The following is a 26,020-nucleotide window of genomic DNA, read 5'->3' as shown; positions in this document are numbered from 1 at the left end:
GTTGACACCCGATTGACGCACCTGGCGTGTTAATAAGGAGCTGTGGCCGACGACTTGGAGATCAGACTGCTGCGGTACTTCGTCGTCGTCGCCGAGGAGCTGCATTTCAGCCGCGCGGCCCAGCGGCTGTTCGTCGCGCAGCAGGCGCTGAGCCGCGATATCCGCCGGCTCGAGGAGCGGCTCGGCGTCCGCCTGCTCGATCGGACGACGCGGCGGGTCGACCTGACGCCGTCCGGGCAGCAGCTGCTCGGACGGGCACGGGAGCTGATCGCGCTGCACGATCTGGCCGTCCAGGAGCTGCGCGGCGCGACGCCGTCGCTGACTGTCGACGTGGTCGGCCCGGGGCTGACGCCGACGCTGGTGCTCGCGGCCGCGCGGCAGCGGACGCCGGACATCGAGTACTTCGCCCGCTATCAGACCGGCGCCGAGGCCGCCGTCCCACTGCTGCTCGCCGAACGGATCGACGTCACCTTCGGTCGGCATCCCGGCTCGATGGACGGTCTGCAGCAGCGCGTCGTCCGCCGGGAGCCGATCGCGGTCCTCCTCCCCGAGGCGCATCCACTGGCCGAGCTGGACGCCGTACGGTTCGAACAGCTGCGGGATACCGGCGTCTGCTCCCGGGCCGGGAATCACGCGACCCCCGGCTGGGAGCACGCCGTCAATCAGCTGCTCGCGCCCTTCGGAGTGGACGCCGCCAAAGCGCACCCGCATGTCCAGGGGACCGACGAGCTGGCGCAGCACATCCGGGACCGGAACGCCCCGATCCTCACGATGACCACCCAGCCCGCCGTTCCCGGCGCCGTTCTGCGCCCCCTTGTCGACCCCGTCGCCCTCTACCCCTGGTCGATGATCTGGCGCGCCAACTTCACCCACCCCGGCCTGACCGCCCTGCACGCCGCGATCGACGAGCTGGACGACTGGTTGGACGTCCCCGAGGGTGCGTGGCTACCCGACTAGATCCAGCACGAGCTTGCCCCGAGTCCGCCCTTCCTCCAGCTGCCGATGGGCCTCGGCGACCTTCTCCAGCGCGAAGACCTGCTCGACCTCGACCCGAACCTGCCCGCTCTCGATCAACCGCGTGATCTCGCCCAATGCGTGCCCATCGGGCTCCACCAAATACCCCGCGACCCGAACACCGGCCGCCGCGGCCGTCGCCAGCAACTCGGGCGAGGTTCCCGACGGTACGGCGACCAGCAACCCACCGGGTTTCAGAACGGCAACCGACTCGGCCAGCGTCTGCTCGCTCCCGATCAGATCCACCACCAGATCAAGGTCCCCAGTCGCATCGGCCACCGACGTCGAGTGGTAATCGATCACCTCGTCGACACCGAGCTCACGCAACCACTCGTGCTTCGCCGCGCTCGCCGTCCCAACCACAAACGCGCCCAGCTGCTTGGCGAACTGCACCGCCAAATGCCCAACTCCACCGGCCGCCGCATGTACGAGCACCCGCTGACCAGCCTGCACATCCGCGAGCGCCGTCAAGATCTGGTACGCCGTGAGCCCAGCCAGCGGCACCGCGGCCGCATCGATGTGGCTCAGGTTCGCCGGTTTGCGGGCGAAGTGCCGCGACGGCGCGGTGACGTAGTCGGCGTACGCCGAAGCCGCGCGCGGGAACCACGGCATCCCGTACACCTCGTCGCCGACCGCGACCGTGTGCACGCCGTGCCCGACCGCCTCGACGACACCCGACACGTCCCATCCGAGCACGAACGGCGGCGCCCCGAGCACCCCGGCAACCCCGCCGCCGGCGCGCGTCTTCGCATCCACCGGGTTGATCCCGGCCGCGTGCACGCGGACCAGCACCTCCGTCGGCAGCGGCTCCGGCCGCGCGGTCTCGATCACCTGCAGGACCTCGGGCCCGCCGAACTCTTCCTGGCTGATTGCTCTCATGGCCGCGAAGCTATCCCCAGGACCGTAGTTTCCCGCAAGGAGTATTGCTATCCTTTGGGAAGTATGAGCACCACCTGCTCCTCCGGAGCCCACGACAAACACGATGTGTACGCCGCGCAGTGCCCCTGCCGCGACGTCCTCGATCTGCTCGCGAACAAGTGGGCCGCGCTCGCCATCGGCGCCCTTGAAGGCGGTCCGCTGCGCTTCGGCGAGCTGCAGCGCCGGCTCCAGGGCATCAGCCCGAAGGTGCTCACGCAGACCCTGCGCCGGCTGGAGGAGCACGGCTTCCTGCACCGCGAGGTCTACCCGGCCGTGCCGCTGCATGTCGAGTACTCGCTGACCGACCTCGGCCGCAGCGTCGCCGTCCCGCTGTCCGCGCTCCGGACGTGGGTCGAAACCAACCTGGACCAGCTGGGCGTCTAGGTCGCGGACCGGTCGAAGGCCCCCGCGTACGCCCCCTAGACTTCCGCTTTGTAGATCCTCCGGAAGACGGCTTGAGGTTAGTTGTGCTCACCATGCAGGACGCGCTGATCGCGCTGACGAAGTACTGGACCGACCGGGGCTGCATGGTCGTGCAGCCGTTCAACACCGAGGTCGGGGCCGGGACGCTGAACCCGGCGACCATCCTGCGCGTGCTCGGTCCCGAGCCGTGGCGGGTCGCGTACGTCGAGCCGAGTGTCCGGCCCGACGACGCGCGCTACGGCGAGAACCCGAACCGCCTGCAGACGCACACCCAGTTCCAGGTGGTGCTCAAACCGGATCCGGGTAACCCGCAGGAGCTGTTCCTGGAGAGCCTGACCGCGCTCGGGATCGACATCCACGCCCACGACGTGCGCTTCGTCGAGGACAACTGGGCGAACCCGGCGACCGGCTCCTGGGGCCTGGGCTGGGAGGTCTGGCTGGACGGCCTGGAGATCACCCAGTTCACCTACTTCCAGCAGGCCGGCGGTATGACGCTGGACCCGGTGTCGGTCGAGATCACCTACGGCATCGAGCGGATCATGATGGCGCTGCAGGGCGTCTCGCACTTCAAGGACATCGCCTACGCGCCGGGTATCTCGTACGGCGAGGCGTTCGGCCAGGCCGAGTACGAGATGAGCCGGTACTACCTCGACGACGCGGACGTCGAGTCGCAGAAGCGGCTCTTCGAGGAGTACGCGAGCGAGGCCCGGCGGATGCTCGACGCCCGGCTGCCCGTCCCGGCGCACATCCAGGTGCTGCGCTGCTCGCACACGTTCAACGTCCTCGACGCCCGCGGCGCCGTCAGCACGACCGAGCGCGCCAAGGCCTTCGCCCGGATGCGGACGCTGGCTCGTGAGGTCGCGCAGCTCTGGGCCGAGCGGCGTACCGAGCTCGAACACCCGCTGGGCCTGGCCGAGCTGCCGGCCGCGGCGCCCGAGCCGACGTCGTACCCGGTCAGCGCGGGCACGCGGCAGCTGACGTTCGAGATCGGCACCGAGGAGATGCCGCCGTCCGAGGTCACCAAGACCGCGGCCGCGGTACAGGCGGCGCTGACCGAGAAGCTGGCCGCGACCCGCCTCGGGCACGGCGCGATCACGACGTACGCGACGCCGCGCCGCGTGGTCGCCTTCGTCGCCGAGGTCCAGGCCGGGGAGCCGGACGCCGAGCGCGTCGCCCGCGGCCCGAAGAAGGCCGCCGCGTACGACGCCGACGGCAACGTCACCAAGGCCGCGGCCGGATTCGCCCGCGGTCAGGGCGTCGACGCCGGTGAGCTGCACACGATCGAGGTCGGCGGCGTCGAGTACGTCGCGGTCACCAAACCCGACCCGGGCCGGGGCGCGGCCGAGGTGCTGAGCGGCGTGCTGAGCGAGATCGTCGCCGGGCTGCGCTCCGACAAGAACATGCGCTGGAACGACGCGAAGCTGTCGTTCACCCGGCCGGTCCGCTGGCTGGTCGCGCTGCTCGGTGACGAGATCGTCCCGGTCTCGGTGTCCTCGCTGGCCGCCGGCCGGACGACGCGCGTGCACCGCACCGCCGCCCAGCCGAAGGTGGAGATCGCTTCCGCCGAGGGCTACCTGGATCTGCTCCGCATCCATGGTATCGAGGCCGATCCGGCCCGTCGTCGCCAGCAGATCGTCGAGACCTCCGAGCGGCTGGCCGCCGAGGTCACCGGGTCGATCGACTTCGCCGCGGAGTCCGCGCTGCTGGACCAGATCGTCAACCTGGTCGAGGAGCCGACGCCGATTCTCGGCAACTTCGCGGCCGACTACCTCGACCTGCCGAGCGAGATCCTGACCACGGTGATGCGCAAGCACCAGCGTTACCTGCCGGTCCGCGGCGCGGACGGCGAGCTGCTGCCGCACTTCGTTGCCGTCGCCAACGGTTCGGTCAACGAGGCGATCGTCCGGAACGGTAACGAGGGCGTGCTCCGGGCCCGCTACGAGGACGCCGCGTTCTTCTGGCGCGCGGATCTCGACACCCCGCTGGAGTCGATGAAGGCCGAGCTCGACAAACTGGCCTTCGAGGAGAAGCTCGGCTCGATGGCCGATCGGGCCGGCCGGATCGGCCGGATCGCGCTCGCGCTGGCCCCGGTCGCCGGGGTCGAGGGCGACGACCTGGACACCCTGCGGCGGGCCGCCGAGCTGGCCAAGTTCGACCTCGGCTCGCAGATGGTGGTCGAGCTGACCAGCCTGGCCGGCACGATGGCCCGCGAGTACGCGCGCCGGGCCGGTGAGACCGAAGCCGTCGCGCAGGCGCTCTACGACATGGAGCTGCCGCGTTCGGCGGGCGACCCGGCGCCGGCCACGATCCCGGGCGCGCTGCTTGCGCTCGCGGACCGCTTCGACCTGCTGGCCGGTCTGTTCGGCATCGGCGCCAAGCCGACCGGCAGCTCGGACCCGTTCGCCCTGCGGCGCGCGGCCGGTGGTGTGGTCGCGATCCTGCGCGAGCACCCGGCGCTGCGCGCGATCACGCTGGCCACGGGCCTGCAGGCCGCCGCGGCCGAGATCGGCGCCCAGGGCATCGAGGTCACCGAGGAGTCGATCGCGGACGTCGTCGAGTTCACCGTCCGGCGGTACGAGCAGCAGTTGCTCGACCGCGGCGACGACCACCTGCAGGTCGCGGCGGTGTTGCCGTTGGCAACGGCTCCGGCGATTGCAGACGAGACGCTGGCCGGCCTGCAGTCGCTGGTCGGCAGCGCCGAGTTCGCGCAGCTGGTCGCCGTCCTGCAGCGCGTCCGCCGGATCGTCCCGGAGGGCACCGCGGCCGAGTACGACGCCGGCAAGCTCACCGAGCCGGCCGAGGTCGTGCTGCACGAGGCCGTCCAGAAGGTCGGTCAGGCGCCGACCGCGCTGGGCGACTTCGCCACCGCGGCCTCCGTCCTGGTCGAGCCGGTCACCACGTTCTTCGACGAGATCCTGGTGATGGCCGAGGACGCCGACGTCCGCGCCGCGCGCCTCGGCCTGCTCGCCACGATCGGCGCACAGGCCGCCCCGGTCCTCGATTGGCAGGCCCTCGGCACCTCCCTCACCCCAGCAGAGTGAGCAGTCGCTCCGCAATCACGCGATAACCCTCGGGCCCTGGATGCAGACCATCTGTGTACAGGGCCCGAGCTTCGTCCGCCGACAGAATCGTCCGCCCGTCGATGATCCGGACGCCGGGATCCTGCCGGGCGCCCAGCTCGACACACGTGCGGATGTCGTCCAGGGTCAGCCCGGCCGCGTTCGGCGTCCGATCCCGATCGGGGACGGTCAAAGCGGTGATCACCACGATCGGCGTCGTCGGGTGCCCGTCCCGCACGGTCCGGATGAACTGCTCGACCTGCCCCGGCAACGTCCGCCCGCCGAACGTGGCGCCGCCGTAGATGTTGACCCCCAGACACAGCGAGATCAGCCGCGCCGGAGTGTCCCGAATCGTGCGCGCCACCACCGGGTCCAGGTGACACTCACCGGACAACCCGAGACACCGCAACTCCCACCCCCGAGCCCGAGCCACCAAAGCCGGCCAAGTCTCCGAAGGCCCCGCCGCCCCCGCCGCCTGCGTAATGGAACTCCCATAGGTAACCCACCGCGGACCCTCGGAAGCTACCGCCGCACCGTCGAGTGCCAGCCCCCGCACCGCAATTCGCCCCGCCTGCGGCAACCAGATCTCAACAGTTGCAGGCCTTCCGGGCAATTCGACGACAACCTCTTGCTCGCCTTCCTGCAGCGGGCAGCGTGCGTTCAACTGCCCATCTACCAGCACATCGATGGGTGCGATCTTCTTCGAGATACCGAACGCGGCCCGGACCTCCAGGCGGAGTGAGGTTGCGGCCGTCGTCCACACCCCGCGCACACCGGCGGGGGTCGCCGCGCGTTCCCAGAGCCGGTGTTCGGGGCGGGTGGGGTCCGCCGTCCAGTCGTTCAGGGCGAAGTCACGGCCGCGCGGGTCGAGGCGCCAGAACGTCGTCCAGCCGCCGGCGTCGGTCTCGGCGTACTGGTAGCCGCTCCACAGCGCTTCCGTCATCGCGCGCACCCTCCGGATAGCCTGCATTCGACGACGACAGAATACGAGGAGCGCACGTGGACGCCGCCGACATCGCCGCCCGGTCCCGAGGGATCGCGCCGTCGCTGCACGAGTACCTCCCGCCGACCCCGCTGCTCCCGTTCCGCGGGTTCGGCGCCGACCTCGGCATCGACGTGCTGGCGAAATGCGAGCACCTGCAGCTGACCGGCTCGTTCAAGGCTCGCGGCGCGCTCGCGAAGATCCTCACGCTGACCGACGCCGAACGCGCGGCCGGCGTCGTCACGGCGTCCTCCGGAAACCACGGCCTCGGCGTCGCCAACGCACTCAACCTGCTCGGCGGCCGGGCGATCGTCTACCTCCCCGAGAACGCCGCCGCGAGTAAGGTCGCCGCCCTCCGCCGCCTCGGCGCCGAGCTGCGCGCCGAGGGCGCCGACACCGGTGCCCAGGAGCTGAAGGCCCGCGCGTACGCCGAGGAGCACGGGCTCACCTACGTCTCGCCGTACAACGACGCCGACGTGATCGCCGGTCAGGGCACGATCGCCGTCGAGCTCCTCCGCCAGCTCGACGGCGAACCCCTCGACGCGGTCGTCGTCGCGGTCGGTGGCGGTGGGCTCATCAGCGGGATCGCCGCCGTCCTCGAACAGCAACGCCCGGAGATCAAGGTGTACGGCGCCTCCCCGGCTGCCGATGCCGCGATGGCCGAATCGGTCCGCGCCGGGCAGATCATCCAGGTCGACGCCGCGCCGACCCTCTCCGACGGGACGGCGGGCAGCGTCGAGCCGGGCGCGATCACCTTCGACCTGTGTCGTGAGCTGGTCGACGAGTGGATCCTCGTCGACGAGGCCGAGATCCGCTCCGCACTCAAGACGGTTATCGACACCGAACACCACCTGATCGAGGGCGCGGCCGCGATGGCGTTCGCCGCGGCGCGCCGGGTGACTGGCGGCCGGGTCGCGGTGGTGTCCTGCGGTGCCAACATCTCGTCGGCGACGCTGGCCGAGGTGCTGGCCTGAGATGCGTGAGCTGGTGGTGCTCGGCACCGGGAGTCAGGTGCCGTCGCGAGAGCGGACGCAGAACGGCTACTTCCTGCGCTGGGACGACGAGGGCTTCCTCTTCGATCCGGGGGAGGGGACGCAACGGCAGATGCTGTACGCCGGGGTCCCGGCCGGCGCGATCACCCGGCTGTGCATCACGCATTTCCACGGTGACCATTGCCTCGGCGTACCGGGCGTCATTCAACGGATGTCACTGGACGACGTGCCGCACGCCGTCCGCGTGCATTACCCGGCCTCGGGGCAGGAGTACTTCGATCGCCTGCACTACGCGGCGTCCTTCTACGAGCGGACCGAGCTGTTGGAGGAGCCTGTCGAGGAGGACGGGCTGCTCGCCGTCGGGTCGTTCGGACAGTTGTGGGCGCGGCGGCTGGAGCATTCGGTGGAGTCGTTCGGTTATCAGCTGATCGAGCCCGACGGACGCCGGATGCTCCCGGAGAAGCTGCGTGCGTACGGCGTTGCCGGGCCGGATATCGCCCGCCTGCAACGAGCCGGCTCGATCGACGTCGACGGCCGGACCGTGCATATCGACGAGGTGAGTGCGCCGCGGCCGGGGCAGCGGTTCGCGTTCGTGATGGACACGCGGTTGTGTGCGAACGTCTTGAAGCTCGCCGATCGGGCTGACCTGCTGGTGATCGAGTCGACGTACTTGTCGGCCGGGCGCGAGTTGGCGCATCGGTTCGGTCATCTCACCGCGCAGCAGGCCGCTCGGGTGGCCGCCGAGTGCGGCGTCCGCAAGCTCGTGCTGACGCACTTTTCCCAACGGTACTTGGAGCCTGAGCGTTTCCACGAGGAAGCGGCGGCCGAGTTCGACGGTGAGATCGTCGTCGCCGCCGACCTCACGCGGACGGCGGTTCCGGCCCGTAGTCCGTCCTAGCTTGTGCAGTTGTCTTCGATGAAGTCGTCGATCAGCGCGTTCACCTCGGCCGGGGACTCCAGCGCGGCCAGATGCGCCGACTGTTCGAGGACGACGAAGCGCGCGCCCGGGATCGAATCCGCCATCACCTCGGTCTCGGCGACTGGGAACGTCGCGTCCTCCGCGCCCGCCACCACCAGCACCGGCGTCCGGATCCGGCCGAACAACTCGCGCTGATCCGGCCGCCGCGGCACCACACTCGCAACCGCATGCCGCCCCGAGGCCACCTTCACCTGCTGCGCCAATTGCTTGACCGTGGCAACGACCTCGGGTTTCTCCTTCTTTGCCGTCGGCCCCAGAAACGCATTCACCACCGGCCCGACCAGCGGCCCCCGGATCCCGCCGACGATCCGCGTCGCCCGATCCAGGACGCCGTACTCGAATTTCTGCGCCCGCCCGGCCGGGGACGCGGTCGCATTCATCAACACCGCAACGCCGATCCGGTCGGGGTGCAGCGCCGCGAACGTGCCGCCGATCATCCCGCCCCAGCTGTTGCCGACCAGATGAACCTGCTCGATCCCCAACTCGTCCAGGATCGTCAACACGACCTCAGCACACTGCTCGAACGTGAACGGCCCCGTCAGCGGCGAACTCCCGCCATGCCCCGGCGGATCCACCAGCACCACCCGAAACCGATCGACGAAGTGCTCGACCTGCCCCGCCCACAACGTCCCATCCATCAACAAACTGGGCCAGAACAACATCCCCGGCCCCGATCCCCCCACCCGCAGCCGAATCCGCCCCAACACCGTCTCGACAAACCGATCCTCAACCCCGCCGATCGTCATCCCCAAACCGTACCGCCCACCCCGCTGCCCAGCTACTGCAGTCGGGCTCAGTTGGTGGCGGCGGTGAGGCGGGCGGCGAGGGTGCGGATGTGGGTGATGAGTTCGGGTGGGGACTCGACTTCGAAGGGGTGGCCGAGGAGGCCGACGTACAGGGTGAGTTCGTCGAGGGAGTTGGCGCCGGTGGTGACGCGGGTGGTGTGGGGGTCGAGGGGGCTGACGGTGGCGACGGTCGGCGGGAGCTGGTCGGCGACGACGCCGGCGGGGGCGGAGACGCGGAAAGTTGCCTGGTAGCGGTATCCGCCGGAGGCGACGCCGGTCGCGGTGGACTTCAGCTCGGGGATCTCGCGCGGGGTGAACCGCGGGCCGGTCGGGATCACCGGCTCCAGCCGGTCGAGGCGGAAGGTGCGCCAGTCGTCGCGGTCGAGATCCCAGGCGACGAGATACCAGCGGCGTCCGTTGTTGACCAGCCGGTGCGGCTGCGTCGTACGTCGGGCCGTCGCGCCGTGATGGTCGCGGTAGTCGAACCGCAGTTGCTGATGGTCGCGGCATGCCTCGGCGACAGCAAGCAGTACGTCGGTCTGCACGGCGGCCGCGCCGGACGGGGTGACGGCGACCGTCTGGAGCAGCTTGACCCGATGCCGCAGCCGCGACGGCAGGACCTGCTCGAGCTTGGTCAGCGCCCGGACCGACGACTCCTCTATCCCGGCGATCGGACCACCGGCGGCAGCCCGCAGCCCGACCACAACCGCGACGGCCTCTTCGTCGTCCAACAGCAGCGGCGGCAGCGAGGCGCCCGCGCCGAGCCGGTAGCCGGCCACGCCAGGCAGGGCGTCGACCGGGTAGCCGAGGTTGCGGAGCTTGTCGACGTCACGCCGTACGGTCCGGACGCCGACGCCGAGCTCGGCGGCCAGGGCAGCGCCGCTCCAATCGCGCGGGGATTGCAGCAGGGACAGGAGTTTCAGCAGCCGTGCGGAGGTTTCCAGCATGTTCAGAAGTCTTCCGGTCGCTTAGGACAGAAACTGACCTAACTGGGTGGAAGAGTACAAGACATGACGACGATCAAGCCCTTCCGCATCGAGATTCCGCAGAGCGCTCTGGACGACCTGGCGGCGAAGCTGGCCGCGACCCGGCTGCCCACTCCGCTGCCGGGGGACGACTGGGACACCGGCGTACCGGTCGGGTACTTGTCCTCGCTGATCGAGTACTGGCGGACGGAGTACGACTGGCGGGCGGCGGAGGCCGAGCTGAACGCGTTCCCGCAGTACACGACCGAGATCGAGGGGCAGCAGATCCACTTCCTGCACGTCACCTCCGCCGAGCCCGGCGCGCTGCCGCTGCTGCTGACGCACGGCTGGCCGGGCTCGATCGTCGAGTTCCTGGACCTGATCGGCCCGCTCACCGACCCGGTCGCGCACGGCGGCGACGCGGCCGACGCGTTCCACGTGGTCATCCCGTCCCTGCCCGGCTTCGGCTTCTCCGGCCCGGTCTCCGAAGGCGGCTGGACGGCGGACCGGATCGGCCGCGTCTGGGCCGAGCTGATGCGCCGCCTCGGCTACACCCGGTACGGCGTCCAGGGCGGTGACATCGGCGGCGCAGTCTCACCCGAGGTCGCCCGCGCGGACCGCGAGCACGTCGTCGGCGTCCACACCAACGGCGGCCCCGGCCCGATGCCGACCCTCCCGCTGCCGCCCGGCGAGCTGGAGACCATGACGCCCCTGGAGCAGGACCGGATCGCCCGCATCCAAACCTTCCTGCAGACCGAGTTCGGCTACATCTCCATCCAGTCCACCCGCCCCCAGACCATCGGCTACGCCCTCGTCGACTCCCCGGCCGGCCAGCTCGCCTGGATCATGGACAAGTTCCACGCCTGGACCCACCCCGCCCGCACCCTCCCCGACCAGCTCATCCCCAAGGACCGCCTCCTCACCAACGTCATGCTCTACTGGCTCACCGGCACCGCCAACTCAGCCGCCTACGTCGGCTACGCCCAAGCCCAAGCCTGGGGCGCCGGCAAACAGAACTCCGGCATCCCCACCGCCGTCCTCGCCTTCGCCCACGACGTCCCCATCCGCTCCTACACCGAACGCGAGAACACCATCACCCGCTGGACCGACATCCCCCAAGGCGGCCACTTCGCCGCCCTCGAAACCCCCACCCTCCTCCTGACCGACCTCCGCACCTTCTTCCGCGATCTGCGTTAGTCGAAATCTGTCGAGGTGGACACGTGCGCCCAGGTTTGGGTTTCGGTGGCGCGGGACTGGGCGCCTTGTTCGGCTCGGGTGAGGGCGTCGGAGCCGAGGAGGAGGCGGAGTGGGGGAGTGGGGTGGTCGACGATGTGGAGGAGGGCTTGGGCGGCTTTGGCGGGGTCGCCGGGTTGGGCGCCGTCGGATTCGCGGCGGTAGGTGTGCATCGCGCCGACGGACTGTTCGTAGTCGGGGCCGACAGAGGCGATGCTCATCGACGAGCCGCCCCAGTCGGTCCGGAAGCCGCCGGGCTCGACGATGGTGACCTTGACGCCGAAGGGCTGGACTTCGTTGCTCAGCACCTCGGAGAACCCTTCGACGGCGAACTTCGCGGTCTGGTAGGCGCCCATCCCCGGTGTCCCGCCGACGCGGCCGCCGATCGACGAGAACTGCAGGAAATGCCCGCCGCGCTGCTCCCGGAAGACAGGCAGCGCGGCCTTCGTCACGTTCACCACGCCGAACAGGTTCGTCTCGACCTGCGCCCGGAAGTCGTCGTCCGCCATCTCCTCGATCGGCGCGCTGTTCGCGTAGCCCGCGTTGTTCGCCACGACATCGAGCCCGCCGAACTCGGCAACCGCCGTACGGACGGCGCCCCGCGCAGCCTCCGGATCGGTGACGTCGAGCGCCACCGCACGCACCTGATCGCCGTACTTCGTCACCAGATCGCTCAACTGCTCCGGCGTCCGCGCCGTCGCGACGACCCGGTCGCCGGCTGCCAGCGCGGCCTCGGCCAGCGCCCGCCCCAGCCCACGGGAACTCCCGGTGATCAACCACACCTTGCTCATGCTCAGTCCTAACTAACCAAACGGTTGGATACTTGACCACGGTAACTCGCGCCCTCCGAGGAATCAACCAACCGGTTGGTTATGCTGATGGCATGCAGCAGCGCAACGCCGACCGGACCCGGGCCCGCATCCTGGCCGCCGCCACCGAGGAGTTCGCCGAGCGCGGGATCGCCGGCGCCCGCGTGCAGCGGATCGCGGAAGTGGCCGACTGCAACAAAGCCATGCTCTACGCGTACTTCGGCAGCAAGGACGGGCTCTTCGACGCCGTCTTCAGCGCCAGCGTCGAGGAGTACCTCACCGTGGTCGGCTTCGACACCAGCGATCTCCCGGCCTACGCGGGCCGGCTGTTCGACTACTTCGAGGACAACCCGGCCCGGCTCCGGCTGACCAGCTGGTACCGCCTGGAGCGACCCGACGGCAAACCGCTGGAGGCGGTCCTCGCGGTCAACCACGACCGGCTGGAGGAGCTGGAGCGCGCACAGCGCCGCCGTACCGTCCCGAAGCAGTTCAGCGCGGTCACCCTGCTGTCGCTCATCCAGGCGATCGCCACCAGTTGGTCGTCGATGACCCCCGAGTACGGCGCCGCCGCGCCGAGCCGGATCGTCCGCCGCCGCGCCGTCGTCGCGGCCGTGGAGAAGATTCTCAGCTGATTCATTGGTTGGCCCGATGGAGTTCTCAGTCTGGCGAGCTCTACTCGAAGGCAGAGCGAACTGGCTGACGGAGGGCAACGGCGATGAACGACGGTACGGGACAACAGGACGACCAGCAGGCCCAGAGCCCGCAATCCCCACAGCAGCAGGCGATTCCAGGCCAGCAGGCTCCGGGCCAGACGCCCGAGACACACGCCCCGAAGGCGCAGCCCGGCGTCCACCTTGACGAGGGCTCGAAGCCGAGGGCTCGCGTCGAGGGTTCGCAGGTGAGCGGGGCGGCCGGAGGTGCGCAGCTGGGTGCGCCGGTCGAAGGTTCGCAGGCGGCCGGTGCTGCTGGATCGGGTGCGCAGTCGCTGGCTGGTGGAGTGCAGGAGTCTCGTCCGGCGATCCCGCTCCCGCCGGGTCCGCAGTACCAGGCGCCGGGTCAGCCTGTGCAGCAAGGGTTTGTGCAGAATGTGGCGCCGCAGGCGCCGTTCCAGAATCCGGGGTGGCAGTTGCCGGGGGCTCCTGGTGGCGTGCAGAACCCGGAGCGGCAGCATGCACAGCAGGCTCAGGTGCCGGCGCAGTATGCGTGGCAGCCGGGTGGGTCGGGTGGGTATCCGCCGGTTCCCGGGCAGGTGGTCGGGGTTGGGCCGGCGCAGGGGCCGCGGCGGAAGAAGCGGCGGCTGCTGGCGGCCGGGGCGATGAGTATCGCCGCGCTGCTCGTCGCCGGGTCGGTTGCCTGGGGCATCGATCAGCAGGTCGGCGGGACGCACGGCTCGCAGTTGTCGCAGCAGCAGTTCGATCCGGCGTCGGTCGCGGCCAAGGTCTCGCCCGGGCTGGTGAACATCAACACGGTTCTGGGGCTGGAGAACGCGAAGGCGGCCGGGACGGGCATCGTGCTGACGTCGGACGGCGTCGTCCTGACCAACCACCACGTGATCGAGGGCGCGACGTCGATCACCGTGACGAACGTGGGGAACGGGAAGACGTACGAGGCGAGTGTGGTCGGGTACGACGAGGACCACGACATCGCCGTCCTCAAACTGAAAAACGCGTCCGGGCTGGAGACCGCGAAGATCGGCGACTCCGGGAAGGTCAAGGTCGGCGACCAGGTGGTCGGGATCGGGAATGCTGGCGGCAAGGGCGGTACGCCGAGCTACGCGTCGGGCAAGATCACCGGGCTCAACCAGTCGATCACCGCGACCGACCAGAACGGGCAGGACCCGGAGAACCTGAGCAACCTGATCCAGACCGACGCGCCGATCAAGTCCGGCCAGTCGGGCGGGCCGCTGGTCAACACCAACGGCGAGGTGATCGGCGTCGACACCGCCGGGAACAACGGCGGCAGCGGCGGCGGTAACAACTTCCCCGGCCAGACGAAGTCCGGCGGCGCGAAGCCGGGTAACACCCTCACCGCCGACGGCAACGGCAACCCCGACGGCACGGGCATCCCGGACGGCACCGGCATTCCGGACGGTACTGGCGACGGGTCGGGCAACGGCTTCGGCGCCGGGCCGGGCGACGGCTCCGGTAACGCGTTCGGCCAGGGCGGCCCCGGATTCGGTGACGGCTCCGGCGGCTACGGCCAAGGCGACCCGAACGGCGGCCAAGGTAATGGTGGTCAGGGCAACAGCTCCGGCGCCCAGGGTTACGCGATCCCCATCAACCAGGCCATGGATATCGCCAACAAGATCCGCTCCGGCCAGGAGTCCGCAGGTATCCACCTGGGCGCCGACCCACTGCTCGGCATCTCGATCGCCCCGAACGCCGGCGTCCAGGGCGCCGCCGTCCAGGACGTCATCCCCCAGGGCAAGGCCGACGACGCCGGCATCCAGCCCGGCGACGTCATCAGCTCCTTCGCCGGCAAACCTGTCACCTCCCCCGAAACCCTCAGCAACCTCCTCGACTCCCACCACCCCGGCGACAAGGTCGACGTCACCTGGACCGACCAGCAAGGCGCCTCCCACAAAGCCACCATCGAACTGGTCCCCGGCCCAGTCCGCTAACCCCCAATCCGGGCCGTCGGCGCCACCCCCTCGCCGACGCCCCCACCGGGCCCGGCGCGCCTACCCTCCCCAGGCGCCCGGGCCCGTTTCACCTTCCCCAGGTCTCGTCCCGCCGACGGCAGCAGCCCGCAACAACCCCGGGCGGACGCCACGACTCACCAACTGCTGATTGACGCCGCGACACGCCGTGTGTTGCGGCGTGTCGTCGCATGTTGGGGGAGTTGGTGGGTGGCTGGGGTTCGGGGCCGGGATGGTGAACGGGTGTTTACTATGGGTGGGTGAGGGAGCGGGGAGTGCTGGGGGTGTTGGGGTTTTGTGGGGTGCTGGTTTCGGTGGGGCAGACGATTGTGGTGCCGCTGTTGCCGGCGTTGGTGGGGATTACGGGGCGGTCGGGGAGTGATGTGAGTTGGGTGGTGACGGTGACGTTGCTGGCGGGGGCGGTTTTTACGCCGTTGCTGGGGCGGGCGGGGGATATGTACGGGAAGCGCCGGGTGTTGGTGCTGGTGCTGGGGTTGATGGTGGTCGGGTCGGTGCTGTGCGCGAGTAGTAGTGCGCTGGCGGTGTTGGTGGTGGGGCGGGGGTTTCAGGGGGCGGCGGTGGCGGTGGTGCCGTTGGGGATCGGCATCTTGCGGGACGAGTTGCCGCCGCGACGGGTGTTGCCGGCGATCGCGTTGATGAGTTCGACGCTGGGGGTCGGGGCGGCGTTCGGGGTGCCGGCGGCGACGCTGGTGGTCGAGTACTGGAACTGGCAGGCGATGTTCTGGGCGTGCGCCGTGCTCGGGCTGATCGACATCGTGCTGGTGTTGCTGATCATCCCGGAGTCCACTGTCCGCAGCAGTGGGCGGTTCGACGTCCTCGGGGCAGTCGGGTTGACGGTGTTCCTGGTCTGCCTGCTGCTCGCGATCTCGAAGGGCGGCGCGTGGGGCGCGGGGCCGACGATCGGGCTGGTCGCCGTGGCATTGGCCGTCGTGCCGATCTGGGTCCGGTACGAGCTGCGGACGATCGGCCCGCTCGTCGATCTCCGGGTGTCGGTCCGACCCGCGGTCCTCTACACCAACCTGACCGCGCTGCTGATCGGTTTCGCCTTCTACGCGAACTCGCTGTCCACTGCGCAACTCGTCCAGGAGCCGAGCTGGACCGGCTACGGCCTGGGTAAATCGATCGTGGTCAGCGGTCTGTGCCTGCTCCCCGGCGGGATCGCGATGGTCCTGCTCTCCCCGCTCTCCGCCCGGATCTCCGCCGCCCGCGGCGCCCGCTTCACCCTCGGGATCGCGGCGGTGCTGATGGCCGTCGGGTACGTCGTCCGCCTGTTCACCAGTCACAACCTCGCCGGGATCGTCGCCGGCGCGACCGTCGTCTCCGCCGGGACGGCGATCGCCTATTCGGCACTCCCGGCTCTGATCATGCATGCTGTGCCAGTGACCGAGACCGCGGCGGCCAACGGAATCAACGCCCTGATGCGCACGATCGGCACGGCGGTCTGCAGCGCGATCGTCGCCACCGTCCTGGCCAATCTGACGATCGCGGACGCCGGTCGGGTCGCGCCCGCGCTGTCGGCGTACCTGTCCGTGTTCGTGGTCGCGGGGCTCGCGGCGGCCGTCGCGGCCGCGCTGGTCCTGCTGATCCCGAAGACCGAGGCGGGTACGCCGTGATCGATCCCAGCCGGACAGCCATCCTGCGGGCGGCCCGCCGTGCCTTCGCCCTGCAGCCGTACGCCGCGGTCACGCTGCGCGGGATCGCCAAGGACGCCAATGTCAGCGCCGCCCTGATCGTGAAGCACTTCGGCAGCAAGGAGGCGCTCTTCGAGCGGGTCGCCGACTTCAGCGAGGCCGCCGAGTTCCTGCTGGCCGCGCCCGACGCCGAGCTCGGCGCGCACGTCGTCCGGACGCTGATCACCCACCGCCGGGAGAACGGCCTCGACCTGCTGCTCCGGGTGGTCTTCGCCGCCGGCGGCGGGGACGAGCGGGCGCTGATCCGCGAGCATTTCCGCGACCAGGTGACCCACGCCTTCGCCGCCCGGCTGACCGGCACCGACGCGCACCTGCGCGCCGAGCTGATCACCGCCCAGCTGCTCGGCCTGAGCGCCGCGATGGCGATCGACCGGACCGGCCTCGCCGCGACCGCGGACGTCGAGCGCATCGTCGAGCTCTACGCGCCGGGGATCCAGCAGCTGATCCACTGACCGCCGAGAAAGCCCCGGCCATTCGAAATGTGAACACCCGTCTCATAGAATGGATCGCGGGCCTGACCCAGGGCTGTGACGCCGCTAACATGGTGTGACCAGCTCGAGAGGCGCTGCAACGGATCGTCACGGTCCGCCACGCTCGGGTGGGGCCTCGTGGGGAGGCACTGTTGCAAGGGCGCCTCCGGAGCGAATCTGGAGGTGACGCGACGGATGAGTGAAGCTGATCTGCGGCAACTGCTCGCGGAGCGGGTGGCGGTTCTCGACGGCGCCTGGGGCACCATGCTGCAAGGCGCGAAACTCACGACCGCGGACTATCAGGGTGATCGGTTCCAGAACCACACCCACGACGTGACCGGCGATCCCGACCTGCTGAACCTGACCCGGGAAGACGTCATCCTCGACGTCCACCGGCAGTACCTCGCGGCCGGCGCCGACATCACCACCACGAACACCTTCACCGCGACCAGCATCGGCCAGGCCGACTACGGCATGGAGGCGCACGTCCGGGAGATGAACGTGCGCGGCGCCCAGCTGGCCCGCCAGGCCGCCGACGAGTTCGGCGGCCGGTTCGTGGCCGGCTCCATCGGCCCGCTGAACGTCACGCTCTCGCTGTCCCCCAAGGTCGAGGACCCGTCGTACCGGGCGGTGACCTTCGAGCAGGTGAAGGCGTCGTACGCCGAGCAGATCGCGGCCCTGGCCGAGGGCGGCGTCGATCTGCTGCTGATCGAGACGATCTTCGACACCCTGAACTGCAAGGCCGCCATCGCCGCCGCCCAGGAGGTCGCGCCGCAGCTACCGCTGTGGATCTCGGTGACGATCGTCGACCTGAGCGGACGGACGCTGTCCGGGCAGACCGTCGAGGCGTTCTGGAGCTCGATCGAGCACGCGAAACCGCTCGTCGTCGGCGTGAACTGCTCACTCGGCGCGGCCGAGATGCGCCCGCACGTGGCCGACCTCTCCCGGTTCTCCGACACCTTCGTCGCCTCGCACCCGAACGCCGGCCTCCCGAACGCCTTCGGCGGGTACGACGAGACCCCGGACGAGACGGCCGGGATGCTGCAGGAGTTCGCCGAGTCCGGCCTGGTCAACATCGTCGGCGGCTGTTGCGGTACGACGCCCGCGCACATCAACCGGATCGCGACCGCGGTCAAGGGGATGCCGCCGCGTCCGGTCACCCCGACCGACCACACCACCCGCTTCTCCGGCCTGGAGCCGTTCAAGATCGGCGCCGACACCGGCTTCGTGATGATCGGCGAGCGCACCAACGTGACCGGCTCGGCCCGCTTCCGCCGGCTGATCGAGGGTGACGACCACCAGGCCGCCGTCGACGTCGCGCTGGAGCAGGTCCGCGGCGGAGCGAACCTGCTGGACGTCAACATGGACGCCGACCTGCTCGACTCCGAGCAGGCGATGACCACCTTCCTGAACCTGATCGCGACCGAGCCCGAGGTGGCCCGGATCCCGATCATGATCGACAGCTCGAAGTGGACCGTCCTCGAGGCCGGCCTGAAATGCGTGCAGGGCAAGGGCGTGGTCAACTCGATCAGCCTGAAGGAGGGTGAGGAGGAGTTCCTCGACCGGGCCCGCCGGATCATGTCGTACGGCGCCGGCGCGGTCGTGATGGCCTTCGACGAGCAGGGCCAGGCCGACACCGCCGAGCGCAAGGTGGAGATCTGCGGCCGCGCGTACGACCTGCTGACCGGGATCGGCTTCCCGGCCGAGGACATCATCTTCGACCCGAACGTGCTGGCCGTCGCGACCGGTATGTCCGAGCACAACGGTTACGCGAAGAACTTCATCGACGCGCTGCCGCTGATCAAACAGCGGTGTCCCGGCGTCCACATCAGCGGCGGTATCTCGAACCTGTCGTTCTCGTTCCGCGGGAACGACGTCGTCCGGGAGGCGATGCACTCGTCGTTCCTGTACCACGCGGGCCAGGTCGGCCTGGACATGGGCATCGTGAACGCCGGTCAGCTGGCCGTCTACGAGGACATCCCGAAGGACCTGCTGGAGCTGGTCGAGGATGTCATCTTCGACCGCCGCGAGGACGCGACCGACCGGTTGGTCGAATTCGCCGAAACCGTGAAGGGCAAGGGCACCAAGCGCGAGGTCGACCTGAGCTGGCGCGAGGGCACTGTCGAGGCGCGGTTGTCGCATGCGCTGGTGCACGGCATCGTCGACTACATCGAGGACGACACCGAGGAGGCCCGGCAGAAGCTGCCGCGGCCGCTCGAGGTGATCGAGGGCCCGTTGATGGACGGGATGAAGGTGGTCGGCGACCTGTTCGGCGCGGGCAAGATGTTCCTGCCGCAGGTCGTGAAGAGCGCCCGGGTGATGAAGCGCTCGGTCGCCTACCTCGAGCCGTACATGGAGGAGGAGAAGGAGCAGGCCCGCCGCGAGGGCCGCGCCGAGGCCGTCCGCGGGCAGGGCAAGGTCGTGCTGGCCACCGTCAAGGGCGATGTGCACGACATCGGCAAGAACATCGTCGGCGTCGTCCTCGGCTGTAACAACTACGAGGTGATCGACCTCGGCGTGATGGTGCCGGCGGCAAAGATTCTCGACACGGCTGTTGCCGAGGGCGCCGATGCGGTCGGGCTGTCCGGGCTGATCACGCCGTCCCTCGACGAGATGGTCGCGGTGGCGAGCGAGATGCAGCGCCGCGGGCTCAAGCTGCCGCTGCTGATCGGCGGCGCCACCACCTCGAAACAGCACACGGCGGTCCGGATCGCCCCGGCGTACGACAAGACGATCGTCCACGTGCTGGATGCGTCCCGTGTCGTCGGCGTCGTCTCGGACCTGTTGGACGACGACCGCGCCGAAGCGCTTGCCATCAGCAACGCCGCCGACCAGGAGCGGCTGCGCGAGCAGCACGCCAACAAGCAGCGTGCGCCGTTGCTGACGGTCGAGCAGGCACGCGCGAACGCCGAGCCGGTCGAGCACGGCACCCCGCCGGTGCCCGCGTTCACCGGATTGCGGCGGGTGTCGCCGAGTCTGGAGACGCTGCGGGCGATGGTCGACTGGCAGTTCCTCTTCCTGGCTTGGGAGCTGAAGGGCAAGTACCCGGCGATCCTGGAGCAGCCGGTGGCCCGCGAGCTCTTCGACGACGCGCAGACGCTGCTCGACGAGATCATTGCCAACGGCTCCTTCACGGCCGAGGGCGCCTACGGTTTCTGGCCCGCGCACAGCGAGGGGGACGACATCCTGCTCGACGGCACGGAGATCTCGTTCCCGATGCTGCGGCAGCAGACCGAGAAGCCGGCCGGTCGGCACAACCGCTGCCTGGCGGACTACGTCGCCCCGGCCGGCGACTACCTCGGCGGCTTCGGCGTCGCGATCCACGGCGCCGAGAAGCTGGCCGCGGTCTACGAGGCGAAGAACGACGACTACCGCGCGATCATGGTGAAGGCCCTGGCCGACCGGCTCGCCGAGGCGTTCGCCGAGTGGATCCACCTGGAGGCCCGCAAGGCCTGGTTCGAGCCGGACGCCGAGCCGGAGCTGTCCGACCTGCACGCCGAACGCTTCCGCGGCATCCGCCCGGCGCTCGGCTACCCGGCCAGCCCCGACCACAGCGAGAAGCAGGAGCTGTTCCAGCTGCTCGAAGCGGACAAACTCGGCCTGGCCCTGACCGAGTCCTTCGCGATGACGCCGGCCGCGGCGGTCTCCGGCTTGATCTTCCAGCACCCGGCGTCCCGCTACTTCAGCGTCGGCCGCCTCGGCAAGGATCAGATCACCGATTACGCCGCCCGCCGCGGCGAGACCGTCGAGGAGATCGAGCGCTGGCTCCGCCCGAACCTGGCCTACGACCCGGACTGAAACGCACCGCCCGCCCGCGACCCATGACATCTGTCAGCGGGTCGCGGGCCCGGACGGAGTTAGGTTGCTGACGCACACCGAACTCGGTCCGGGAGAAGGTCATGATGGGTATCCGCGTTTCGCGGCGGGTGGTTGGGATCGGCGCCGCGGTGGTGGCGCTGACGTCGGTGGTCGGCGGGGTCGCGTATTCGGCGGGGACGGCGGCGATTCGGACGTCGACACCGCGCAGCGAGCGGGATGTGACGAATATCGATGTGCTGCGTCAGCAACTGCGGAACTACTACGGCGATCCGCTCGGCTCGGGGACATTCGGTGCCGACAGCAACTATGCGCGCGAGGCCAGGTCGGTGGCCAAGGCCGGGCAGCGGTGGATCGCGGCTCAGCACCACACGCGCAAGACCAAGGCGATCCTGCTGGACGTCGACGACACCTCGCTGGTCACGTGGAACTACGAGATCGCGAGCAACTGGGCGTTCAACCCGGCGACCAACGCGGACTACGTGCTGGGGCAGAAGTTCCCCGCCGTACCGGGGATGGTGGATCTGGTGAAGACGGCTGAGCGGGAGGGGTATGCGGTCTTCTTCCTGACTGGGCGGGGTGCCGCGCAGGAGCAGGCGACGTTGGGCAACCTCACGGCGGACGGGGTCGGGATCGACGCCGGGTATCCGAAGCCGACCAGCCTGCCGAACGGCGAGGACGGTCTGTTCACGAAGCCCGCGCCGGCGGACTACCCGACGTACCTGAAGCAGGCCTGTGCGGCCGACCCGAACGGTGCCTGTACGACGATCCACTACAAGTCGGCGACCCGCGCGCACATCGAATCGCTGGGCTACGACATCGTGGCGAACTTCGGCGACCAGTACTCCGACCTCAGGGGCGGGTACGCCGATCGCACGTTCAAGTTGCCGAACCCGAACTACTACCTGCCCTGAGCGATCCGCCCGACCAGCTCGCGGCGGCTGCGGACGCCGACCTTCGCGAAGATCGATTTCAGATGGCTCTGCACGGTGTGCGGCGACAGGTGCAGCCGGCCGGCGATCTCCCGGGTGTCGTTGCCTTGGAGAACCAACTCGGTCAGCTCGCGCTCGCGCGGCGTCAACCCGTACGCCGCCGAGACGAGCGGAGCCACTGACGGGACGGCGGCCGTCTGCAGGACCACCGCCACCCGATGATCCCAGGTGTCGCCGGTGCTGGCCGGCGCGGCGTGGATCTGGATCCATCGGCCGGATTCGCCGAGCATCCGCGCGGTCGCCTCCCGCCCGGTGATCCGGACGCGTTCGACGATCGAGACCACCTTGTACGGCAGCCGGTCCCGGGTGATCGAGCCCTCGAAGCCGAGCTCGGCCAGCCAACCGGCGGTGGACGGCGTGTGCGACTCCAGCTGCCGCCGTTCGTCGAAGACCAGGACGCCGGGCCACAGGTTCGCGCCAGGTCCGCCCGATCGGGCATGAATTCCGGCCGATCGGAAGCACAGCCCGAGCAGCGGCGCGATCACATTCGCGAAGTCGCGCTCCTCGGGAGTGAAGTCGCCCTGCCGGAAGAACGAGACGCAACCCCAGGCGACGCCGTCCACGACGAACGCCGTCCGCAGCTCGCCGGTCATCCCGACTGGCTCGAGCAGCTCGCGGTAGCGGCGGCTCTTCCGCAGGTCGCCACCGGTCGCCTCGCTGAGGACGCCGCTGTGCCGGGGCGCCTTGAACAACGTTCCGAACGAGTTGAAATCGTCATACAGGTAAGCGATCTCGGCGATCTGCGCGGTCGGCGCCGGCATCCGCTCGGCCGAGTACCGGGTCTCGATCAGCGTCGCCGGATCCATCGCGTGCCAGCAGCTGCTGTCCCGCGAGATCGCCCGCCGCAGGACCTGCTGCGCCTCGTCGAACAGCTCCGCCAACGGCAGCTTCGCATCCGTCAGCGACACCACCCGATCGTAGGCGCGGAACTGCGCGGCATGGTTCACCCTTCGATGGTCACACAGGTGTTCGCCGCACGGCATCCCAAAAAGATGGGATGGCTCGCAACTGTCGCGGTGCTTAGTTTCGATCCATGCCTGAAGCACAGATCGTCTTCCGCGCCGTCGATGCGCAGGATCTTGACACGATGACAGCCTTGTTCGCGGCCGACGGCCGATTCATCTTCGGTAACCAGGAGCCGCTGGTCGGGATCGAGGCGATCCTCGGCGGGAACGCCGCTTTCTTCGCCACCGTCCAGGGCGTCGCGCACCGGATCAACCGCGTCTTCACCGTCGACGCGACCACGATCGCCGAAACCGATGTCACCTACACCCGCCTGGACGGTAAGGAGGTCACGCTGCCGACCGTCAGCATCTGGGACGTCGATGCCGCGGGGCTGATCACCAGCTACCAGGTGTACGCCGACCTCGGCCCGGTTTACGCGGCTTAGGGGAGTACGCCGTCCATCAAGGTCGTCAGGTGTTGGCGCAGGGTGGGGGCGAACTCCATCCGGAGTGGGGCGAGGGCGGGGTCGGCGTCGTAGGCGGCGAGCATGGCCGGGGTGGGGTGGGCGTGGGTCCAGATGGCGCCGGCCAGCATGCTTGCGGGTGGGATGAAGCGGGCTGCGCCGTCCGCGCCGATCTCCGGTAGTGCGACGACGACGGCGTCGATCATTCGCTGGTAGTTCGCCGCGGCCGAGCGTTTGAAGGTGAGTGCGGTCTCGGCGGAGATGTTGCGCTCCAGCACCGGCGCTTGACTGCTGATCAGATCGCAGAGCACCGGACGTGCGCTCAGCGTCTCGACCACGATCTCGACCAGCAGCCCGGCCCGCTCGCGCAGTGCGGCGGACGCCGGGAGCGCCGCCGTCCCCGCGGCCAGGTCGGTGACCCAGTCGGTCAGCTCGGAGCCGGACAGCTCGAGCAGGATCGCCTCGCGGGAGTCGAAGTACTTGAGCACGTTCGACTTGGCCAGGCCGGCCCGGCGGCTGAGCTCGTTCAGGCTGACCTCGCTGACCGGCATCTCGGCCAGCATCGCCGCGGCCGTGGCCAGGATCGCCTGGCGCCGGACCGCGCGCTGCTCCTCGTTGCGGGCGCGCTGGAATGTCGTCACGGTCACATCCTACAGACCGTCGGTCTGTTGTTATCGAACCGGCGGTCTGATAACGTCTCAGTCATAACAGACCATCAGTCTTTTATGGAGGAGATCATGTATGTCGTCCCCGATCAGCGCGGCAAACTTGCCGTCGTCACCGGCGCCAACAGTGGGACCGGCAAGGAGGCCGCCAAGCGGCTGGCCGCCGCCGGGGCGCGGGTGATCATGGCCGTCCGGACGGTCGCCAAGGGCGAGGCGGCCCGGGCCGAGATCCTCGCCGAGGTCCCCGGCGCCCAGCTCGAAGTCCGCCGGATCGACCTCGCCGACCTGGCCTCGGTCCAGGAGTTCGCCACCGGTCTGATCGCCGATGAGTCGCGGCTCGACCTGCTGATCAACAACGCCGGCGTGATGAACCCGCCGAAACGCTTCAGTACCGCCGACGGCTTCGAGCTCCAGTTCGGCTCGAACTTCCTCGGCCCGTTCGCGCTCACCCTGCGGCTGCTGCCGCTCCTCCTCGCCGCCCCCGCGCCGCGGGTCGTCACGATGAGCAGCGGGACGGCGAACTACGGCCGGATCCAGTTCGACGACCTGAACTGGGACAAGCGCTACAGCGCCGGTTTGGCCTACGCGCAGTCCAAACTCGCCGACCTGATGATGAGTAACGAGCTCGCCCGGATCGCCACCGACCGCGGCTGGAACCTGCTCAGCGTCGCAGCCCACCCCGGCTTCACCCGCACCAACCTGCAGACCGCCGGCGCCACCCTCGGCGCCGGCGCCCCCAAAGAGCCGCTGGCCAACCGCATCCTCGGCCGCCTGCTCCCGTCCCAGGAAGTTGCTGAGGGCACCGAACCGCTCCTCTACGCCGCCACCAGCCCGGACGCCCGGCACGGCGCCTATTACGGCCCCTCAAAAGGCTTCGGTCTGATCGGCCCCACCAAGCTCGCCAACGCTCCCAAGCGCTCCCGCATCGAGGCAGACAACACCCGCCTCTGGTCCGTCGCCGAAGACCTCACCGGCGTCACTCTGGCCGCCCAGGTCAGCTGACGTAGTCGGAGCTCAGGAGGCCGAAGAGGAGGTCGTCGGTCCACTCGCCTTTGATCCAGGTGTGGGAACGGCGGAGGCCTTCGCGCTGGAAGCCGACGCGTTCGAGCAGGCGGGCGGAGGACGTGTTGCGGGCGTCGCATTCGGCGGAGACGCGGTGCAGGTTCTTCGTGGTGAAGAGGTGGCTGAGCAGGCCGTGGACGGCTTCGGTCGCGTAGCCGCGGCCCTGGTAGGCCGGCGCCAGGGTGAAGCCGAGTTCGGCCTGCATCAGATTGGGGTCGAGGTTGAGGCCGAGGTCGCCGATCAGCGCGCCGTCCAGGGCCACGGCGTACTGGAACCAGCCGGGGGCATCCGGGTCGCCCGCGCCGTAGTCGGTGACGGTCGCGAGGGCGTCGGCCGCGGTGAGCGGCGTCTCCCAGGACTGGTAGCGGGCGACCTCGGGATCTGAGCGGTACGCCGCGAACGCCGTCGCGTCGGCCGGTTCGAAACGGCGGATCGTCAGCCGCTCGGTGCGCACGAACATGCGCTCATCATCTCAAAGCACGTCGAACCACAGGTTGGTCCCGGACGCCGCCTCGGTCACCCGCCGCCGCGCGAGCCGAACCGGCCCGGCGCCTGCGAACACCCGCGTCCCCGCGCCGAGGAACACCGGCGCCACGATCAGCAGCACCTCGTCCAGCGCGCCGGCCTCCAAACACTGCCGGGCCACGTCGGCCCCGATCACGTTCACATACTTGTCCCCGGCCGCCTCCGCGGCTGCTGTGATTGCCGTGGGCAACTGATCGACGAAGGTCACCCAGGGGTTCGGGTTTGCCGGGATGCGATGGGTCAGCACGAACTCCGGCCCGTCCCACCCGCCGCCGAAGGCCTCGCCCTCGCCGGGTTGGCCCTTGTGTGGGTCGTCGCCGTCGTGCGAACGCCGCCCGGCCAGGATCGCCCCGATCTGGGGGACCAATGCGTCGAGTTCCGCATTGGCCCCCAGATAGGGCCGCATCCACTGCATGTCACCGCCCGGGCCCGCGATGAACCCGTCCGCCGACATCGTCACCGAGTACAAGAATTTTGCCATGACGGTTGAGACGAGCGAGCTTCGGAAAACTGATCGGTGAAGGACGAATCGCCCCCACTCACCAACTCTGCGGAGTACCGCCACGCCTGGGC

General features: G+C 69.5%; 23 protein-coding genes. 14 read left to right on the top strand and 9 right to left on the bottom strand.

Features of this window, described 5'->3' with window-relative positions; translation table 11 throughout:
* The first annotated feature begins 42 nt into the window (after positions 1 to 42).
* A complete protein-coding gene (locus tag HPO96_RS29600) occupies positions 43 to 957 on the top strand; it encodes a LysR family transcriptional regulator (RefSeq protein WP_171677647.1) in 915 nt (304 codons plus the stop codon).
* On the opposite strand, the gene HPO96_RS29595 is transcribed toward HPO96_RS29600, so the two are convergent.
* Positions 946 to 1,893 (bottom strand): NADP-dependent oxidoreductase, encoded by a 948-nt coding sequence (locus HPO96_RS29595; protein ID WP_171677646.1) that lies wholly within the window; start codon positions 1,891 to 1,893, stop codon positions 946 to 948. The genes HPO96_RS29600 and HPO96_RS29595 overlap by 12 nt on opposite strands.
* Before the next feature lie 63 nt (positions 1,894 to 1,956).
* Here HPO96_RS29595 and HPO96_RS29590 point away from each other — a divergent pair, with 63 nt between their 5' ends.
* Entirely contained in the window at positions 1,957 to 2,316 is a 360-nt protein-coding gene (locus HPO96_RS29590) for a winged helix-turn-helix transcriptional regulator (protein ID WP_171677645.1), read from the top strand.
* A gap of 92 nt (positions 2,317 to 2,408) precedes the next feature.
* Complete coding sequence (locus tag HPO96_RS29585; protein ID WP_171677764.1) at positions 2,409 to 5,396, top strand: glycine--tRNA ligase; 2,988 nt, start codon at positions 2,409 to 2,411, stop codon at positions 5,394 to 5,396.
* On the opposite strand, the gene HPO96_RS29580 is transcribed toward HPO96_RS29585, so the two are convergent.
* Entirely contained in the window at positions 5,380 to 6,357 is a 978-nt protein-coding gene (locus HPO96_RS29580) for a GDSL-type esterase/lipase family protein (protein ID WP_171677644.1), read from the bottom strand. The genes HPO96_RS29585 and HPO96_RS29580 overlap by 17 nt on opposite strands.
* 56 nt (positions 6,358 to 6,413) lie before the next feature.
* On the opposite strand from HPO96_RS29580, the gene HPO96_RS29575 reads away from it, so the two are divergent.
* A complete protein-coding gene (locus HPO96_RS29575; protein ID WP_337796861.1) occupies positions 6,414 to 7,370 on the top strand; it encodes a threonine/serine dehydratase in 957 nt (318 codons plus the stop codon).
* Between the two features lies 1 nt (position 7,371).
* Positions 7,372 to 8,286 (top strand): ribonuclease Z, encoded by a 915-nt coding sequence (locus HPO96_RS29570; protein WP_171677643.1) that lies wholly within the window; start codon positions 7,372 to 7,374, stop codon positions 8,284 to 8,286.
* Here HPO96_RS29570 and HPO96_RS29565 read toward each other — a convergent pair.
* Together HPO96_RS29565 and HPO96_RS29560 are read right to left on the bottom strand one after the other, a co-directional pair.
* Positions 8,283 to 9,113 (bottom strand): alpha/beta fold hydrolase, encoded by an 831-nt coding sequence (locus HPO96_RS29565; RefSeq protein ID WP_171677642.1) that lies wholly within the window; start codon positions 9,111 to 9,113, stop codon positions 8,283 to 8,285. The genes HPO96_RS29570 and HPO96_RS29565 overlap by 4 nt on opposite strands.
* A gap of 47 nt (positions 9,114 to 9,160) precedes the next feature.
* On the bottom strand, positions 9,161 to 10,099 hold the full coding sequence (locus HPO96_RS29560) for a helix-turn-helix transcriptional regulator (RefSeq protein ID WP_171677641.1): 939 nt from the start codon (positions 10,097 to 10,099) through the stop codon (positions 9,161 to 9,163).
* Between the two features lie 63 nt (positions 10,100 to 10,162).
* Between HPO96_RS29560 and HPO96_RS29555 the strand changes: the two genes are divergently transcribed.
* A complete protein-coding gene (locus HPO96_RS29555) occupies positions 10,163 to 11,314 on the top strand; it encodes an epoxide hydrolase family protein (RefSeq protein WP_171677640.1) in 1,152 nt (383 codons plus the stop codon).
* Here the strand turns inward: HPO96_RS29555 and HPO96_RS29550 are convergent.
* Positions 11,311 to 12,141 (bottom strand): oxidoreductase, encoded by an 831-nt coding sequence (locus tag HPO96_RS29550; protein ID WP_171677639.1) that lies wholly within the window; start codon positions 12,139 to 12,141, stop codon positions 11,311 to 11,313. The two genes, HPO96_RS29555 and HPO96_RS29550, sit on opposite strands and share 4 nt — an antisense overlap.
* Before the next feature lie 92 nt (positions 12,142 to 12,233).
* Here HPO96_RS29550 and HPO96_RS29545 point away from each other — a divergent pair, with 92 nt between their 5' ends.
* From HPO96_RS29545 to HPO96_RS29520, 6 genes are all read left to right on the top strand, one after another.
* The gene (locus HPO96_RS29545; protein ID WP_171677638.1) at positions 12,234 to 12,791 is read left to right on the top strand and encodes a TetR/AcrR family transcriptional regulator; all 558 of its coding nucleotides are present in this window, start codon (positions 12,234 to 12,236) and stop codon (positions 12,789 to 12,791) included.
* 83 nt (positions 12,792 to 12,874) lie between these two features.
* Positions 12,875 to 14,779: a S1C family serine protease gene (locus HPO96_RS29540; RefSeq protein ID WP_171677637.1), complete on the top strand. Its 1,905-nt coding sequence runs from the start codon at positions 12,875 to 12,877 to the stop codon at positions 14,777 to 14,779.
* A gap of 278 nt (positions 14,780 to 15,057) precedes the next feature.
* Positions 15,058 to 16,431 (top strand): MFS transporter, encoded by a 1,374-nt coding sequence (locus HPO96_RS29535; RefSeq protein ID WP_171677636.1) that lies wholly within the window; start codon positions 15,058 to 15,060, stop codon positions 16,429 to 16,431.
* Positions 16,428 to 16,961, top strand: coding sequence for a TetR/AcrR family transcriptional regulator (locus HPO96_RS29530; RefSeq protein ID WP_171677635.1), 534 nt, complete (start codon positions 16,428 to 16,430; stop codon positions 16,959 to 16,961). Before HPO96_RS29535 ends, HPO96_RS29530 begins: the two co-directional genes overlap by 4 nt.
* A gap of 213 nt (positions 16,962 to 17,174) precedes the next feature.
* Positions 17,175 to 20,777: a methionine synthase gene (gene metH / locus HPO96_RS29525; protein WP_171677634.1), complete on the top strand. Its 3,603-nt coding sequence runs from the start codon at positions 17,175 to 17,177 to the stop codon at positions 20,775 to 20,777.
* A gap of 104 nt (positions 20,778 to 20,881) precedes the next feature.
* Positions 20,882 to 21,709: an HAD family acid phosphatase gene (locus tag HPO96_RS29520; RefSeq protein ID WP_171677633.1), complete on the top strand. Its 828-nt coding sequence runs from the start codon at positions 20,882 to 20,884 to the stop codon at positions 21,707 to 21,709.
* Here HPO96_RS29520 and HPO96_RS39755 read toward each other — a convergent pair.
* A complete protein-coding gene (locus HPO96_RS39755) occupies positions 21,697 to 22,734 on the bottom strand; it encodes a LuxR C-terminal-related transcriptional regulator (protein WP_171677632.1) in 1,038 nt (345 codons plus the stop codon). The genes HPO96_RS29520 and HPO96_RS39755 overlap by 13 nt on opposite strands.
* 86 nt (positions 22,735 to 22,820) lie before the next feature.
* On the opposite strand from HPO96_RS39755, the gene HPO96_RS29510 reads away from it, so the two are divergent.
* On the top strand, positions 22,821 to 23,177 hold the full coding sequence (locus HPO96_RS29510; protein WP_171677631.1) for a nuclear transport factor 2 family protein: 357 nt from the start codon (positions 22,821 to 22,823) through the stop codon (positions 23,175 to 23,177).
* Here the strand turns inward: HPO96_RS29510 and HPO96_RS29505 are convergent.
* A complete protein-coding gene (locus tag HPO96_RS29505) occupies positions 23,174 to 23,836 on the bottom strand; it encodes a TetR family transcriptional regulator (RefSeq protein WP_171677630.1) in 663 nt (220 codons plus the stop codon). The two genes, HPO96_RS29510 and HPO96_RS29505, sit on opposite strands and share 4 nt — an antisense overlap.
* Before the next feature lie 96 nt (positions 23,837 to 23,932).
* On the opposite strand from HPO96_RS29505, the gene HPO96_RS29500 reads away from it, so the two are divergent.
* The gene (locus HPO96_RS29500) at positions 23,933 to 24,862 is read left to right on the top strand and encodes an SDR family oxidoreductase (RefSeq protein WP_171677629.1); all 930 of its coding nucleotides are present in this window, start codon (positions 23,933 to 23,935) and stop codon (positions 24,860 to 24,862) included.
* Here the strand turns inward: HPO96_RS29500 and HPO96_RS29495 are convergent.
* Together HPO96_RS29495 and HPO96_RS29490 are read right to left on the bottom strand one after the other, a co-directional pair.
* Positions 24,855 to 25,382, bottom strand: a complete 528-nt coding sequence (locus tag HPO96_RS29495; protein WP_171677628.1) for a GNAT family N-acetyltransferase — start codon at positions 25,380 to 25,382, stop codon at positions 24,855 to 24,857. The genes HPO96_RS29500 and HPO96_RS29495 overlap by 8 nt on opposite strands.
* A 12-nt stretch (positions 25,383 to 25,394) precedes the next feature.
* On the bottom strand, positions 25,395 to 25,928 hold the full coding sequence (locus HPO96_RS29490) for a dihydrofolate reductase family protein (protein WP_171677627.1): 534 nt from the start codon (positions 25,926 to 25,928) through the stop codon (positions 25,395 to 25,397).
* Between the last annotated feature and the right edge of the window lie 92 nt (positions 25,929 to 26,020).

Source organism: Kribbella sandramycini (assembly GCF_013131805.1).
Classification (GTDB): Bacteria; Actinomycetota; Actinomycetes; order Propionibacteriales; family Kribbellaceae; genus Kribbella; species Kribbella sandramycini.
Note: the sequence above shows the minus strand (reverse complement) of the source record. Positions and strands in the feature narration are given on the sequence as shown.